Consider the following 14765-nt stretch of genomic DNA (forward strand, 5'->3'; position numbering starts at 1 on the left):
TGCCTCCTGCTGCGGCCCGGAATGCCCCGGACACACAAAAGCCCCTCAACAATGGAGGGGCGGCCGCACGGCTGATAAAGCCGGGCGGCTAGCTAAGCAGAAGGATCGCACGCATAGATCTACAATAGCGCACGATCCCCCAGCCCAGTCGCATCGAGCGGCTTAGGGAAGGCCGGCTGACTGACGCCGCGCCGTTATGGGGGCCCGGGAGCGGCTTCGGGCGTCCGCGAAGCGGGCGGGGCCCCCATAACGGCTAAGGCGTCGGGTTGCCGACCTTACTTAACGTCCTCGTCGACCCAGTCCATGGACTTGGTGACTGCCTTCTTCCACAGGCGCAGCTGGCGTTCCTGCTCCTCCGCCGGCAGCTGCGGCTCCCAGCGCTTGTCCTCGTTCCAGTTGGCGCTGAGCTCGCCCAGGTCCTTCCAGAATCCAACAGCGAGTCCAGCGGCGTAGGCAGCACCGAGCGCCGTGGTTTCCACGACCTTCGGGCGAACCACGGGCACACCGAGGATGTCGGCCTGGAACTGCATCAGTGCCTCGTTGGCGACCATGCCGCCGTCGACCTTCAACTCGGTGAGCGGAACGCCCGAGTCGGCGTTGACGGCGTCAAGTACCTCGCGGGTCTGGAACGCGGTGGCTTCCAGGGCGGCACGGGCAATGTGGCCCTTGTTGGCGAACCGCGTAAGGCCCACGATTGCGCCGCGGGCGTCGGCGCGCCAGTACGGGGCGAAGAGGCCGGAGAAGGCGGGGACGATGTAGACGCCACCGTTGTCTTCCACAGCAGCGGCGAGTTGCTCGACTTCCGGGGCGGAACTGATCATGCCCAGGTTGTCGCGCAGCCACTGGATAAGCGAACCCGTCACGGCGATGGAGCCTTCAAGGGCGTAGTGCGGCTTCTCGTCTCCCAGCTTGTAGCCAAGGGTGGTGAGGAGGCCGTTCTTGGAGTGGACGATTTCCTCGCCGGTGTTGAAGATCAGGAAGCATCCGGTGCCGTAGGTGTTCTTCGCTTCGCCGGGCTGGAAAGCGGCTTGGCCGAAGGTTGCGGCCTGCTGGTCACCGAGGATGCCCGCAACAGGGGTCTCGCGCAGCAGCTGCGAGGTGTGGACCTGGCCATAAACCTCGGAGGAGGACTTGATGGTGGGCATCATGGATGCGGGGACACCGAAGATGTCCAGGATTTCCTGGTCCCATTGCAGGGTTTCAAGGTCCATGAAGAGGGTGCGCGAAGCGTTGGTGACGTCGGTGACGTGCACGCCGCCGTCGACACCGCCGGTCAGGTTCCAGAGGACCCAGGCGTCGGTGTTGCCGAAGAGGAGGTCGCCCGCTTCGGCTTTCTCGCGTGCACCGTCCACGTTGTCCAGGATCCACTTGATCTTGGTGCCGGAGAAGTAGGTGGCCAGGGGAAGGCCTACCTTCTGCTTGAAGCGCTCAAGGCCTCCATCCTGCGCCAACTGGTCGACGATCGGCTGCGTACGGGTGTCCTGCCACACAATGGCGTTGTAGACAGCCTCGCCGGTGTTCTTGTCCCAGACCACTGCCGTTTCGCGTTGGTTGGTAATGCCGACGGCGGCAATGTCGTGCCGTGTCAGGTTCGCCTTTGACAGTGCCGAGGCAATGACTTCCCGGGTGTTGTTCCAGATTTCGGCCGGGTTGTGCTCAACCCAGCCGGCCTGGGGGAAGATCTGCTCGTGTTCCATCTGGCCGGTGGAGACAATGTTGCCCGAGTGGTCGAAAACGATGGCTCGCGAGCTGGTGGTGCCCTGGTCAATAGCGATGACGTATTGGTTCATTGTGACGTCCTTGTCTGTTCTTGTTAATTACTCGGTGGGATCTGTTGCGTGCGGATAAGAACGGTTGTTGCAGGCGGTGTCAGCCGGCAAGTGCAGGCATAATGCCCGGTACCAAAAGGCCCACAAGCCCGGCCAAAGCGCCACCAACCAGGGGGCCTACAACCGGAACCCAGGAGTAGGCCCAGTCGCTGGAGCCTTTGCCCTTGATGGGAAGGACGGCGTGTGCGATACGCGGACCGAGGTCACGTGCGGGGTTGATGGCGTAGCCGGTCGGACCACCGAGGGACACACCGATACCTACGACGAGCAGCGCTACAGCCAGCGGGCCGAGTCCCGAAGGGGTTCCGCCAAAGGTCAGGATCACGAACACCAGGACGAACGTGCCGATGATTTCGGTGATCAGGTTCCACGGGGTTGAACGGATGGCCGGTCCGGTGGAGAAGGTGCCCAGCTTGTTTGCTGCCAGGGGTTCTTCGTCGAAGTGCTGCTTGTAGGCGAGCCAGCAAACCACGGCGCCCAGGAACGCACCGAGGAGTTCACCACCGAAATACGTCAGGGTCGAGCCGAACGTGTCCGCCACGTCCGGCGCGTACTCTCCCTTGCCGTTGACCAACAGGCCCAACGTGACAGCCGGGTTCAGGTGCGCACCGGACTTTGCAGCCACGAAAACGCCCGCGAAGACCGCAATACCCCAGCCCCACGTCACCATCAAGAATCCAGCGTTGTTGCCCTTGGTGCCTTTGAGCGCAACGTTGGCCACAACACCGCAACCCAGCAGGGTCAGCATCATGGTTCCGAATACTTCGGAAAGGAAAACTATTCCAAGAGACATCTTTGACTCCTCTATTTTCTGTTGTCAGCCTCCTCGCGGGTGAAGAGGCTGTTGGGACGGTTCCGTTGTCTCCGGAACCGTCCCGGTGTGGTGGTCCCCTATCAGGCCCACCTACCCCCATTCCGCCCCTGCCGCGTGGTGGGACGGTCAAGCTGTTTTCGGTGCCGGGCTAAGCCACGAGGCTGTGCACGTCTACCTTGTGGAACCGCTGGAGAACATCCTGTGCGTGCCGGATTTCGGCCTCACGGGTCGCTTCGTCCCAACCGAGAGGCTCGGACAGGGCCGCTGCGATCTCGTTAAGCAGTTCACCGGTCACGAGGCCCCGGAACGCGAGGGACGTCCTGCGGATAAGGACATCGATCAGGTGTCCGATCTGCTCGTGTTCGGCCATGAAGGCCAGTTCACGGACACTGAGTTCGCGGGTGGAGCGCAGCAGCTGGTCCTGTCCGGCGTTGAGGTAGTCGATGACAGCCTCTGCCCGGGTTCCGTAACGGGTCAGCAGGACGGCAACACGGTCAGCGTCCAGGCCCGGACCCATGTGCTTTTTGATCCATTCCTGTTCGCCCTGTTCCGTATCCGGGAAGCCGGCGCCTCCGCCGATGGCGAGTTTCGCCGTCGAGACCTTCCGTTCCATCCCCAGTTCGCGCAGGACATCGTTCGTCATGTGTTCTGCCAACGCGCGGAAGGTTGTCCACTTGCCACCTACCAGGCTGAGTACGACGGCGTCCTTGCCGCCTGGCGTTGTCACGGCGTCTTTTCCGGTGCGGACGTTGCGCTCGATGCGGTAGTCACGGGAGACGAAGCCCGGCTGGGTCTCATCGTGCCGCGGCAACGGACGGACACCTGCGAAGCTGTAAACGATCTGGTCCCGTTCGACCTTGATGGTGGGGAAGACATGGCCCACCAGGTCGAAGAAGTAGTCGATTTCTTCTTCGGTGCAGACGGCGTCCTCGGACATATCGGCGTCCACGTCGGTGGTACCCACCAACACGCGGTCACCCATCGGGTAGATGAGTACGATGCGGCCATCGGTGTGCTCGAAGAAGATTTCGCGGCCGTTGCAGGCAGCGAGCAGTTCGGGGTGGTCCAGGACAATGTGGGAGCCCTTGGTGCCGCCCATGAACCTGCTGGCAGCCCCCATGGCCTGGTTGGTGAGATCCACCCAAGCACCAGTGGTGTTGACGATGACGTCGGCCTGGAAGTCGAATTCCTTGCCGGTCAGTTCGTCGCGCAGGCGGGCTCCGTCAGTTCCCATGGAGACGAGGGAGACGTAGTTGCTGGCACGGGCGCTTCCTCCGGGGAGTCCACCGCCGAGGCCGGCCTTCTCGCCATCCTGCAGGACGTCCAAGGTCAGGCGCTCAGGGTTGTGCACGGAGGCATCGAAGTAGGTTGCTGCGTACTTGATGCCGGAGTGCAACTTGGGGAGCTCGGCAAGTGCCCGGGTCCGTCCGCGGAACTGGTGGCGCGGAACGCTGCCACCGTCGCGGGAGAAGAAGTCATACATGCTCAGGCCGACCTTGATGAGGAACGCACCGCGTTCCTTGGGTTTGCCCTGCTTGTGGGTGAGGAAGCGCGTCGGAGCGGAGAGGATTCCCGAGAAAGTGCTGAAGATCGGGATCGTCGTCTGCAGCGGCTTCACGTAGTGCGGGGCAATCCGGAGCAGCCTGTTGCGCTCGACGACGGACTCCTGGACGAGGCGGAACTCGCCGTTCTCGAGGTAACGGATGCCGCCGTGGATCATGTGCGACGACGCACCGCTGGCTCCCTGGCAGTAGTCGCCGCGTTCCACGAGCGCTACGTCGACGCCTTGCAGTGCGAGGTCCCGGAAGGTTCCGACACCATTGATGCCACCGCCGATGATGAGTACCTTCGCCGTCGGCCGCTCCTGAAGTGCGACGACAGAGTCACGCTGCTGTGAGTGCTGTGAGGTACCGGAAATCCTGTTGTGTCCCAAAACTGCTCCCTTGGGCTTGGTTCGTGCGCTGCGCCACTCGCTGCTGCACCGTTCACCACTAATCTTGCGAAGGTGGAAAATGGAGTCAAGCTATTTGCACAAACGTGCAGTAAGGAAATGAGATGGCACGATCACGTCACTCGGACGCGCTCCGGGCTGCACAAATGTATTACTTGCAGGACCTGACCATGGATGCGATCGCCCGCGAACTGCGGACCTCCCGGTCCACGGTCTCCAGGCTTCTGTCCTCGGCCCGCGAAACGGGGTTGGTCCAGGTACAGATCCGCAGTCCTTTCGATACCGGACCAGAGCTGGAAAGCCAGATCCGGAGCCAGTACGGGGTGGATGTCCACGTGGTCCCGGTACTGGACACGCTCAACGAAGCCGAGACCCTGGACCGCGTCGCCATGCAGGCTGCGCGGACCATCGGGCCGCTGGTGGACTCGAACGCCATCATCGGAGTCGCTTGGGGCGCCACCCTCAGCGCGGTCAGCAGACACCTCACCCGGAAGGTCACGCACGACAGCATCGTGGTCCAGCTCAACGGCGCCGGAAACATGCAGACCACCGGCATCACGTACGCCAGCGACATCATGCGCCGCTTCGGCAGCGCGTACGGAGCACGTGTGGAACAGTTCCCTGTCCCCGCGTTTTTCGACCACGCCGCCACGAAGACCGCCATGTGGAATGAGCGAAGCGTTCAACGGATCCTGGATCTGCAGGCCCGAATGAGCATTGCCATATTCGGCGTGGGTTCAGTCGACTCCGACTACCCGAGCCACGTGTATGCCGGCGGATACCTTGATGAACACGACCTCACCATGCTGGCCGCGGACGACGTCGTAGGGGATGTCGCAACGGTCTTTTTCCGCAGCGATGGATCCTCGGACGGCATCACCTTGAACGAGCGCTCAACCGGTCCAAGCCATGAGCAACTCCGGCAAGTCCGCCGGCGCATCTGCGTGGTCTCCGGGGCTTCAAAAATCAACGGGCTTCAGGGGGCACTGGCTGCGGGCCTGGCAACAGACTTGATTTTGGATGAGGCCTCAGCACGACGCCTGGTCAGTTTCAACGGGCACTCCTGAAGTATTCGTGCAAGGAGTGGGTAGAGTCGTTGCTATGAGATCCCCCAGCCCGCTGGCCTTGAACAACGGCGTCACCATGGAACGTCTGGGTTTTGGCCTCTACAAAGTCCCACCCAAGGATGCCGATGTCCTGGTCTCCACCGCATTGGGCGAAGGGTACCGGCGCTTCGATACTGCGGCCATGTACGGAAACGAAGTAGGTGTGGGGCGCGCACTGGGCGGCGCCATCGGTGACGCCGCGCGCTACAACAGTGACACGGGCGGCTCCGGCGAGTCCCTCCACACCCTGGCCCGCGAGGACCTCTTCGTCACCACCAAGGTCTGGAACGACGACCACGGCTATGATTCCACGCTCCGCGCCTTCGATACCTCCATTTCCAATCTTGGACTCGACTACGTGGACCTCTACCTCATTCACTGGCCTTGCGCAGAGCGGGGACTTTTTGTCGAAACCTATAAGGCGCTGGAGACCCTGTACAGAGAGGGCAAGGTCCGCGCGATCGGGGTGTCCAACTTCCAGCCAGGTCATCTGGACGAACTGATGCAGAAGGCCGAAGTGGTCCCCGCAGTCAACCAGATCGAGCTGCACCCTTGGCTTCAGCAAAGCCGGTTGCGGCTTCTGCACCAGCAATTGGGCATTGCCACGGAAGCGTGGAGTCCGCTCGGCAGGGGCCAGGTGTTGGCAGATCCCGCCATCGTCGCACTGGCCGAAAAATACCACCGCACTCCCGCGCAGATCATCCTGCGCTGGCACCTGCAGCTGGGCAACCTGGTCATTCCCAAGGCCAGCTCGGCAGCCAGGATCAAGGAAAACCACGAAGTCTTCGATTTCGAACTCGACGCGGCTGACATGGACGGTATGGCCGGACTGGAACGCCATCATCGAACTGGGTCGCACCCGGACAACGTGAAGTAGGACAACCGCATGGACTCAGTGGACACCGGGCGCTCCCCCAAGGGCGCACAGGCCCCCACCCAATATTTCAGCAAAGAGTTGCGTCCGCGGACCCGGGCCTCCGAAGTGGAAGTCGACGGAAGCACCGTGGCCTACTGGATTTACGAGCCTGTAGCCGTAACACCGGGCACCCGCACCATCCTTGTCATCCATGGCTTCAGGGGTGACCATCACGGCTTGTTGCGGGTAGCGGACCAGCTTCCCGAGATGCGGATCATCATGCCGGACCTGCCAGCCTTCGGAAGTTCGGAGCCGTTTGTTGGTGATGAACATACGGTGGAACGGTACGGGGACTTCATCACCGGTTTCATGGCCGCACTGGACCTTGGTCCCAAGACCGTGTTGCTGGGCCATTCCTTCGGCTCGATCATCGCAAGCCACTACGCCGCGGCGCGTCCGGGTGCGGTGTACCCGCTGATCCTGATCAACCCCATTGCAGCACCTGCCCTGGAGGGACCCAAGGGCATCATGACCAAGCTTGCTGTCTTGTACTACCAGGCATCGGCAAAGCTCCCGCGCCGTGTTGGCTTGGCGCTTCTCCGAAACCGCGTAATAGTCCGGATCATGAGTGTCACCATGGCCAAGACCAAGGACAAGGAACTTCGTCGTTTCATCCACGGCCAGCATGACGCCTATTTCAGCGCGTTTGCGGACCGTAACAGCCTGCTCGAATCATTCAAGGCCTCCGTCTCGGGGAACGTAGCGGACGTCGCCGAGCAACTGCATCTGCCCGTGCTGCTGGTGGCCGGCGAAAAAGACGAGATAGCCACCCTCCCCAGCCAGCACAAACTCATGGAGCGCCTGCCGGACGCAACGCTGGAAGTCATTCCCGGCGTCGGGCATTTGATCCACTACGAAACCCCGGTCCCCGCAGCAGCGGCGATCCGCGCCTTCCTGGAGGAACATCCCGCGTGAAAATTGTCATCGACGCCCGCTTTACCCGAACGGACCACCACGATGGCATCAGCCGGTACGGTTCCAGCCTCATCGCCGCGACGTCGAAAATCGCCGACGTCACGATGCTCATCAGCGACGAGCGGCAGCTCGCCCTGTTGCCCGACGTCCCTTACGTCCTGATCAACAGCCCTCTTTCTCCCTTGGAGTTGTTCGTTTCCCGCAAGGTCAATCCCCTGGGCGCGGACGTCGTGGTGTGCCCCATGCAGACCATGGGCACGCTGGGGCGCAAGTATGGACTGGTCCTGACCCTCCACGACCTCATCTACTACGAGCACCCGGCTCCGCCGGGGTTCCTGCCCGCTCCGGTACGCATCCTGTGGCGGCTGTACCACAAGGCGTACTGGCCGCAGAGGCTGTTGTTGAACCGGGCCGACATCGTGGCCACCATCAGCCACACCACCGAAGCCCTGATGGCAAAATACAGGCTCACGAAACGGCCTGTGCGGATTGTGGGAAATGCACCCCAACCGGGACAGACACCGCGCGATGCCACGGCTGGAGCTGACAAGACGCTGCTGTATATGGGCTCGTTCATGCCCTACAAGAACGTGGAAACCATGATCCGTGGCATGGCCGGACTGCAGGATTACACCTTGCACCTTTTGAGCCGCATCACTGCCGAGCGCAAGGCAGAACTGCAGGCTTTGGTTCCGGAAGGGGCGAAGGTCATCTTCCACAACGGCGTCACGGACGCCGAGTATGACGCCCTCCTGCTCCGGGCAACCGCCCTCATCAGCCTTTCCCGGGCCGAGGGCTATGGCCTGCCGCTGGTGGAGGCCATGGCGTTGGGAACCCCCGTGATTGCCAGTGACATCCCCATCTTCAGGGAAGTCGGCGGCGACGCCGTCAGTTACGTTGATCCGGGCTCGCCCACGGACTTCGCCGCTGCCGTGAACGCCCTCGGTGACGAGGCCCTGTGGCAGCAGCGCTCCCGCAGTTCCGTTCAGCGTGCCGCCGCGTTCAACTGGGACGATTCGGCACGGCAGTTGCTGGCCGCAGCCGAAGAAGTCGTGGCGTTGCAGCGCCGCAGGGCCTCAAACACACAGCGCTAGAGGACGTCTACTCCGTCAAGGCGGAGCTGGACGGGTCCAGCGGTGCGCTTGGCCGCACTGGCCACTTTGACTGCACGCATGGCACGCGTCGCTTCGGCTGCATCAGCGTAGGGAATGAAGTAGAGCATGCGGACGTCCACCTCGTCCTGCCCTGAGACCGCTGACGATGGGCCGACCGTTGAGGATGGCCCGACGAACTGCTGCACGGGCGCCGGCCCGGCCTTCCGGAGCCGCTTGGCCAGCGGGGCGCCGGCCTCGAACGTCCCGGCAAAATGCCCGACGTCGGCCCTGCTACCCGTCACCGAGGCGACACGGACCGCCGGGGGCAGCTGAAGCTCTTTCCGGAGCTCCAACTCACGCGAGGCGTAACCGGCGGCGTCCCACCGCAAGAGGGCGCCCGTCGCTGCGGTGTCGTCCGCAGTGATGACCACCAAGCCACCCTCGCTGGCAGGCTTTACCAAGGAGGCAGCGTTGAACCACCGACGCACAGTGTCCTCGCCGGCTCGAAGGTTTTCGCGCCGGAGCAAGGAATTGCCATCCAACAACAAAGCCGCCGCGTAGCCCTGTGGCGCCACCGGTTCGGCTCCGACGGTCGCCACCACCAAGGCAGGAGCATCCGGAACCGTCGCTTTGACGTGTTCGCCGGACGAGGTCACCACAGCCTTGCCTGGGAACGCCCGGCCAAGCTCTTCGGCCGTCCTCATGGCGCCGGCAGCGCCCCTGCGCAACCTGGTGCCGCTGCAATGCGTGCAACGCCATTGGGGTGCAGGCGTGGAACACCAACGGCATGCAGGAATCGCGGAGCTGCTGGAAACGGCCAGCGGTCCCTGGCACGTGTTGCACCGGGCAAGCTCCCGGCACGTCTCGCACACCAGCGACGGCGCGTAGCCTGCCCGGGCAACCTGCACCAGTACCGGGCCACGTTCCAGCCCTTCCTTCGCGGCTCGCCATGCGGCTCCCGGCAAGCGCGCGATGCGTGCCAAGGGATCGCGTTCCTGTTCGAAACTGTCAGCGGTATTCAGGACACGCGGCACTGTGGAGCGAACCATGCTTCGGGGCGCTTCAACCGGGACAGCCCACTGCAACTCCACCAGGCGCTGGAGTTCCGTACTCCGGCTGTGCGATGCCATCAGGCACGCGGCGTTCTCCTGCTCCGCCCGCAAGAGCAGGACCTCGCGGGTGTGCGCGTAGGGTGCCCGTTGCTCAATGTGGAGATCGTCCCCGTCATCCCAGCACACCACCAGTCCAAGATCCTTGACCGGCGCGAAAGCAGCGGAACGGGTGCCTACGGCCACCCGAGCGGAACCGCTCAAGAGGCGCAGGAAGTTGCGGTACCGGGGCGTCTGGCCGTCATCGGCGGTCAGACGGGCGACGTCCGACGGCGGCAGGACCGCTGCCAGCGCCGCTTCCACGCGGTCAAGATCCCGGTAATCAGGAACCACCACGATCGCGCCGCGTCCCGAGGATCTGACGGTGGCCACCGCAGCGGCCACCAAGGCCGGCCATCCATCAGGACCAAATCCTTGCAGGGCGGTGAGAACGGCTTTGGGCGAACCGCCGCTGGCCAAGTGCTGCAGATACGCTGTGCCATTGGTGTAGCGACGCCAGGCATGGGCATTGAAAGCCGGTGTTTCCTCTCCCCCGGTTTCCGAGTCATTGCTGGGCGGCACATCCCCGCCCAGCAGTTCCTTCTCCACCTTGGCAACCCGCGGGGGGATAGCCGAACGAAGGACATCGCTCAGGGTCCCCGCGTACCGGGCGGCGACCTTGCCGGCCAGCGTGGCAATGTCAGACGTCAGCACAGCCACCGGGGAAACCACCTTATGCAGGGGTGTCAACGGTGATGCTGCGTCTGAAGTATCGAGTCGCTCCAGTATGTAGCCGCCCAGTTCCTGGCCGTTGAACTTCACTTTCACCCGCACGCCGGGAGCCGCTTCCTCGGCCAGTTCAGCAGGGACGCTGTAATCAAAGGGCCTGTCCAGGTGCGGCAGAGGCGACTCCAGGACCACGCGGGCCACAGGAAGGTGTCCTGCCAAGGGCGGACCCTGGACAGAGGGCCGGTCCGGGAAACCTTGCAGCAGCGAGGGCTGAAGCAATGACGGCTGGGCCTCAGGGCCTGCCATAACCTTCACCTCCAGCTCGTCGCACGATAACTACTGCGCACAGGACTATGTACCGCATGAATGCAGATGCCCGCAGCGGGATTGACCGGCTGCGGGCATCTCTCTGGCTAAAGCCAATCACGAACCACCGACAAAACAACATCGCGGTGATCGCGGGAGGAATCAGGCGTTGAAGTATTCCTTCAAGTCCGCCACCCGGTCCAGCCGCTCCCAGGTGAAGTCGGGCTCGTCCCGTCCGAAGTGCCCATGTGCAGCCGTCTTGGCGTAGATGGGACGCTTGAGGTCCAAGGCATCAATGATGGCGCGGGGACGGAGGTCGAAGAGCTCGTCGATCGCTTCGCTGATGCGTGCGGGGTCGACCGTCTCCGTGCCGAAGGTCTCCACGTACGTTCCTACGGGGCGTGCCTGGCCAATGGCGTAAGCGATCTGGATCTCGGCACGCTTGGCAAGGCCGGCGGCAACCACGTTCTTCGCTACCCAACGCATGGCGTAGGCCGCGGAGCGGTCAACCTTGGACGGATCCTTGCCGGAGAACGCTCCACCGCCATGCCGGGAGAATCCGCCGTAGGTGTCCACGATGATCTTCCGGCCGGTTAGACCGGCATCGCCTACCGGTCCGCCGATGACGAAGGCTCCGGCGGGGTTCAGGATGCTGGCCGTACGCGAAAGGTCAAGGTTCGATGCCGCAAGCACGGGTTCGATGACATAGCTGGCCAAGTCAGCGCGGAGCTGTTCAAGGCCCGCTTCCTCTGCATGCTGGCTGGAGATGACAACCGTCTCAACGGAAACCGGCCGGTCGCCGTCGTACCCTACCGTGACCTGGGTCTTGCCGTCGGGCCGCAGGTAGGCAAGTTCGCCGTTCTTGCGGACTTCGGTGAGGCGTTCCGAAAGGCGGTGTGCCAGCCAGATGGGCGTGGGCATGTAGGAAGCCGTTTCATCACTGGCGTAGCCGAACATGATGCCCTGGTCGCCGGCACCCTGGAGGTCGTAATCGTCCTCCTGGCGTCCTTCGCGGGCCTCCAGCGAGTTGAACACGCCGCCTGCGATGTCGTTGGACTGCTGGCCGATGGAGACCGAAACACCGCAGCGGGCACCGTCGAATCCGTTGGCGGACGAGTCATAGCCGATGCCGAGAATGGTCTCACGGACAATCTGCGGAATTTCGACGTAGGCATCGGTGGTGACCTCACCGGCAACGTGCACCAAACCGGTGGTGGCCATCGTTTCAACAGCCACGCGCGATTCAGGGTCCGCGGCGAGCAACGCGTCAAGAATCGAGTCGCTGATCTGGTCGCAGATCTTGTCCGGGTGCCCTTCGGTCACCGACTCTGACGTGAAGAGGCGGAGCTTGGACGGGGTGCCATGGTGTTCATGGTGCAGCGGTAAAGTCACTCGACCACCTTACTGGGTTGCGGGATCACGGCATCGGCCGTGTGTCCCTTTGCTAAGAATTCTGGGATGGGCTCGGTCACATGGCCGGGAAGACCCGCGCGAGTTCTGCACCCACGCGATCGACCACCGCGGCAGCGACATCAGCCTTGGAACCGGCCGCGGACTGAGGTTCAGCGCCATGGCCGGAGAGGATGACCACGGAGTTCTCGTCCTGACCGAAGACCTGCCCGACTCCCACCTGGTTGACAACAAGAAGATCGCAACCCTTGCGTTTAAGCTTGGCAGTTGCGTGCTCCAGGACATCGCCCTGGGCGTCTCCGGTTTCTGCCGCGAAACCGACGATCAGCTGCTGGCCACCGTGTGTGTTCCGACGTTCCACGAGCTCATGGAGGATGTCCGGGTTCCGGACCAAGCGCACCAGCGGCGCTTCCTCGCCGTCGACCTTTTTTATTTTGGTGTCCGAAACCTCTGCCGGACGGAAGTCGGCGACGGCTGCGGCCATGATGACGACGTCGGAATCGGCGGCCGCTTTCAGCGCTGCCTCGCGCAGTTCCAAGGCTGACTCAACGCGGACAAGCTCGACGCCGGCGGGCGGCTCGACGTCCATGTGTGCGGCCAGGAAACGCACGGTGGCTCCGGCAGCCAGCGCAGCGGCGGCCAGGGCAGCGCCCTGCTTGCCGGAAGATCGGTTGCCCAGGAACCGGACAGGGTCAAGGGCTTCTCTGGTTCCACCGGCTGAAATCGTGACGGTCCTGCCGGCAAGCGATGCGTGCTGGGCAGAAGGCACCGTAGTGCCTTCAATGGTCCCGGCGGCGTCCGCCAACGCGATGGCCGCAGCAAAGATGGCTTCGGGCTCGGGCAGGCGGCCCGGACCGGAATCGGCGCCGGTAAGTCGTCCGGAAGCCGGTTCGAGGACTGTCACGCCACGGCTGCGCAACGTTTCCACGTTGGCTTGCGTTGCTGCGTGCTGCCACATCTCCGTGTGCATCGCCGGAGCGAAGAGCACAGGGCCATGGGCCATCAGCAAAGTGTTGGTCAGGAGGTCGTTGGCCTGCCCGGTGGCAGCCCTCGCCAGGAGGTCGGCAGTGGCCGGAGCGATGACGATCAGGTCTGCCTGATGCCCGAGGCGGACATGGTTGACCTTGTCGACGTCGTCAAAGACGCTGTTGCTCACTGGGTTGCCCGACAGCGCTTCCCACGTGGCGACCCCGACAAAACGGGTAGCTGCCTCCGTGGGAATCACCGTGACCTGGTGGCCGGCTTCAGTAAAAAGCCGGAGGAGCGATGCGACCTTGTAGGCTGCAATCCCTCCCCCGACTCCGAGGACTATGCGCACGTGACCTCCGTCAACAGGCAGTCTGTATTATTCTGCGGGCTCGATCGGCGTGGAGACCAGCAGGCCTTCGTTGATCTCGCGGAGCGCGATCGAGAGCGACTTTTCGTTCAGCTTGGTGTCAACCAACGGACCGACGTACTCGAACAGGCCCTCGTGCAGCTGGGCGTAGTAAGCGTTGATCTGACGGGCACGCTTGGCGCCGAAGATCACCAGGCCGTACTTCGAATCGGCAGCCTCAAGCAGCGAATCGATCGGCGGGTTGATGATGCCTTCAAGGTTCGTGGACACGAATTCTCCAAATTCTAGCGGGCCAACAAAAAGGCGCTTTAGCGCCCGTGCGGGGTAAGCCCCATGAGTGAAACAAGCTCGTCCGCTGCCCGGCGAACGTCGTCATTGATGACGGTGTGGTCAAACTCCGGTTCAGCAGCAAGTTCCAGTTTAGCGGTTTCCAGCCGACGCTGCTGTTCTTCGGCAGTTTCGGTGCCGCGGCCAACCAGTCGACGGACCATTTCGTCCCAGCTGGGCGGTGCCAGGAAGACGAAGTTGGCATCGGGGACGGCGGCCTTGACCTGCCGTGCACCCTGAAGGTCGATCTCAAGCAGGACCGACTTTCCCTCGGCGATGGCGGCCTCCACCGTGCTGCGAAGAGTGCCGTAGCGGTTCTGGCCGTGGACCACAGCCCACTCCAGCAATTGGCCGTCAGCGACCAAGGCATCGAACTCTTCGGCCGACTTGAAGAAGTAGTGGACCCCATCCTTCTCGCCCGGACGGGCTGCCCTGGTGGTGGCAGAGACCGAAAGCCAAACCTCTGGATAGTTGTCCCTGATGTAGGTCGATACGGTTCCCTTGCCCACGGCAGTAGGGCCGGCAAGGACGGTCAGTCCAGGATTCTTGCTCACGGATTCCTTCGGGGAAATGCGTCAAACGCTTTGTTGGGTATCCATAAAATCTACCAGCGCTTGAGCCTGATGAATTCCCAACCCCCTGATGCGCCGGGATCCGGCAATTCCGATATCCGCCATGATTGCGGCCGCCCGGACCGGACCGATGCCCGGCAAAGCTTCCAGCAGCTCCACTACCCGCATACGTGCGATCGCCTCGTCGGTGGCTCCCGAAGAGATCAACTCCGCGATGCTCACTTGGCCGTGTTTGAGCTTCTCCTTGGCCGCGGCCCGCACCGCGCGGGCCTTCGCGGCCTTTTCCAACGCATCGGCACGTTCTTGCGGTGTCAACTCTTTAAGGCCCACTGCAGAACCCCTGTCAGATCGAGTTAATGATGCAGGTCAGGC

13 protein-coding genes are annotated in these 14765 nt (G+C 63.0%); 4 read left to right on the top strand and 9 right to left on the bottom strand.

All coding sequences use genetic code 11. From position 1 onward, the window contains the following. Nucleotides 1-275 precede the first annotated feature (275 nt). The 3 genes from glpK to FDP28_RS01870 all read right to left on the bottom strand — a co-directional run bounded on the left by glpK (nt 276) and on the right by FDP28_RS01870 (nt 4576). Nucleotides 276-1790: a glycerol kinase GlpK gene (glpK, locus tag FDP28_RS01860; RefSeq protein WP_144658913.1), complete on the bottom strand. Its 1515-nt coding sequence runs from the start codon at nt 1788-1790 to the stop codon at nt 276-278. A gap of 79 nt (nt 1791-1869) precedes the next feature. After that, entirely contained in the window at nt 1870-2622 is a 753-nt protein-coding gene (locus FDP28_RS01865) for an MIP/aquaporin family protein (RefSeq protein WP_144658914.1), read from the bottom strand. A gap of 169 nt (nt 2623-2791) precedes the next feature. Next, nucleotides 2792-4576 carry a glycerol-3-phosphate dehydrogenase/oxidase gene (locus FDP28_RS01870; protein WP_144658915.1) on the bottom strand — a complete coding sequence of 595 codons (1785 nt, stop codon included), beginning with the start codon at nt 4574-4576 and terminating at the stop codon, nt 2792-2794. Between the two features lie 122 nt (nt 4577-4698). On the opposite strand from FDP28_RS01870, the gene FDP28_RS01875 reads away from it, so the two are divergent. The 4 genes from FDP28_RS01875 to FDP28_RS01890 are packed head-to-tail and all read left to right on the top strand — an operon-like array spanning nt 4699 to nt 8625. Further along, on the top strand, nt 4699-5661 hold the full coding sequence (locus tag FDP28_RS01875; protein WP_144658916.1) for a sugar-binding transcriptional regulator: 963 nt from the start codon (nt 4699-4701) through the stop codon (nt 5659-5661). 34 nt (nt 5662-5695) lie between these two features. Beyond that, nucleotides 5696-6577, top strand: a complete 882-nt coding sequence (locus FDP28_RS01880; RefSeq protein ID WP_144658917.1) for an aldo/keto reductase — start codon at nt 5696-5698, stop codon at nt 6575-6577. 9 nt (nt 6578-6586) lie between these two features. Then, nucleotides 6587-7531: an alpha/beta fold hydrolase gene (locus tag FDP28_RS01885; RefSeq protein ID WP_144658918.1), complete on the top strand. Its 945-nt coding sequence runs from the start codon at nt 6587-6589 to the stop codon at nt 7529-7531. Next, nucleotides 7528-8625 (top strand): glycosyltransferase family 4 protein, encoded by a 1098-nt coding sequence (locus FDP28_RS01890; RefSeq protein WP_144658919.1) that lies wholly within the window; start codon nt 7528-7530, stop codon nt 8623-8625. The genes FDP28_RS01885 and FDP28_RS01890 overlap by 4 nt, the downstream gene beginning before the upstream one ends. Here the strand turns inward: FDP28_RS01890 and FDP28_RS01895 are convergent. The 6 genes from FDP28_RS01895 to mihF form a co-directional block, all read right to left on the bottom strand. Then, a complete protein-coding gene (locus FDP28_RS01895) occupies nt 8622-10748 on the bottom strand; it encodes a primosomal protein N' (RefSeq protein ID WP_144658920.1) in 2127 nt (708 codons plus the stop codon). The genes FDP28_RS01890 and FDP28_RS01895 overlap by 4 nt on opposite strands. Nucleotides 10749-10910: 162 nt before the next feature. Then, on the bottom strand, nt 10911-12140 hold the full coding sequence (gene metK, locus FDP28_RS01900; RefSeq protein WP_144658921.1) for a methionine adenosyltransferase: 1230 nt from the start codon (nt 12138-12140) through the stop codon (nt 10911-10913). 76 nt (nt 12141-12216) lie between these two features. Further along, the gene (coaBC, locus tag FDP28_RS01905) at nt 12217-13476 is read right to left on the bottom strand and encodes a bifunctional phosphopantothenoylcysteine decarboxylase/phosphopantothenate--cysteine ligase CoaBC (protein WP_144658922.1); all 1260 of its coding nucleotides are present in this window, start codon (nt 13474-13476) and stop codon (nt 12217-12219) included. A 27-nt stretch (nt 13477-13503) separates the two neighbouring features. Then, nucleotides 13504-13764 carry a DNA-directed RNA polymerase subunit omega gene (gene rpoZ / locus FDP28_RS01910; RefSeq protein ID WP_017197559.1) on the bottom strand — a complete coding sequence of 87 codons (261 nt, stop codon included), beginning with the start codon at nt 13762-13764 and terminating at the stop codon, nt 13504-13506. Nucleotides 13765-13802: 38 nt separating this feature from the next. Then, nucleotides 13803-14375 carry a guanylate kinase gene (gmk, locus tag FDP28_RS01915; RefSeq protein ID WP_144658923.1) on the bottom strand — a complete coding sequence of 191 codons (573 nt, stop codon included), beginning with the start codon at nt 14373-14375 and terminating at the stop codon, nt 13803-13805. A gap of 21 nt (nt 14376-14396) precedes the next feature. Beyond that, nucleotides 14397-14723, bottom strand: a complete 327-nt coding sequence (gene mihF / locus FDP28_RS01920; RefSeq protein WP_144658924.1) for an integration host factor, actinobacterial type — start codon at nt 14721-14723, stop codon at nt 14397-14399. Nucleotides 14724-14765: the final 42 nt, after the last annotated feature.

It is taken from the genome of Paenarthrobacter nicotinovorans (assembly GCF_007670255.1).
GTDB classification, from domain to species: domain Bacteria; phylum Actinomycetota; class Actinomycetes; order Actinomycetales; family Micrococcaceae; genus Arthrobacter; species Arthrobacter nicotinovorans_B.

Excerpts from the sequence above, each read along its gene's own strand:
- glpK (WP_144658913.1), bottom strand. The coding sequence starts at position 1,790 with ATGAACCAATACGTCATCGCTATTGACCAGGGCACCACCAGCTCGCGA.
- FDP28_RS01865 (WP_144658914.1), bottom strand. The coding sequence starts at position 2,622 with ATGTCTCTTGGAATAGTTTTCCTTTCCGAAGTATTCGGAACCATGATG.
- FDP28_RS01875 (WP_144658916.1), top strand. The coding sequence starts at position 4,699 with ATGGCACGATCACGTCACTCGGACGCGCTCCGGGCTGCACAAATGTAT.
- FDP28_RS01880 (WP_144658917.1), top strand. The coding sequence starts at position 5,696 with ATGAGATCCCCCAGCCCGCTGGCCTTGAACAACGGCGTCACCATGGAA.
- FDP28_RS01885 (WP_144658918.1), top strand. The coding sequence starts at position 6,587 with ATGGACTCAGTGGACACCGGGCGCTCCCCCAAGGGCGCACAGGCCCCC.
- FDP28_RS01895 (WP_144658920.1), bottom strand. The coding sequence starts at position 10,748 with ATGGCAGGCCCTGAGGCCCAGCCGTCATTGCTTCAGCCCTCGCTGCTG.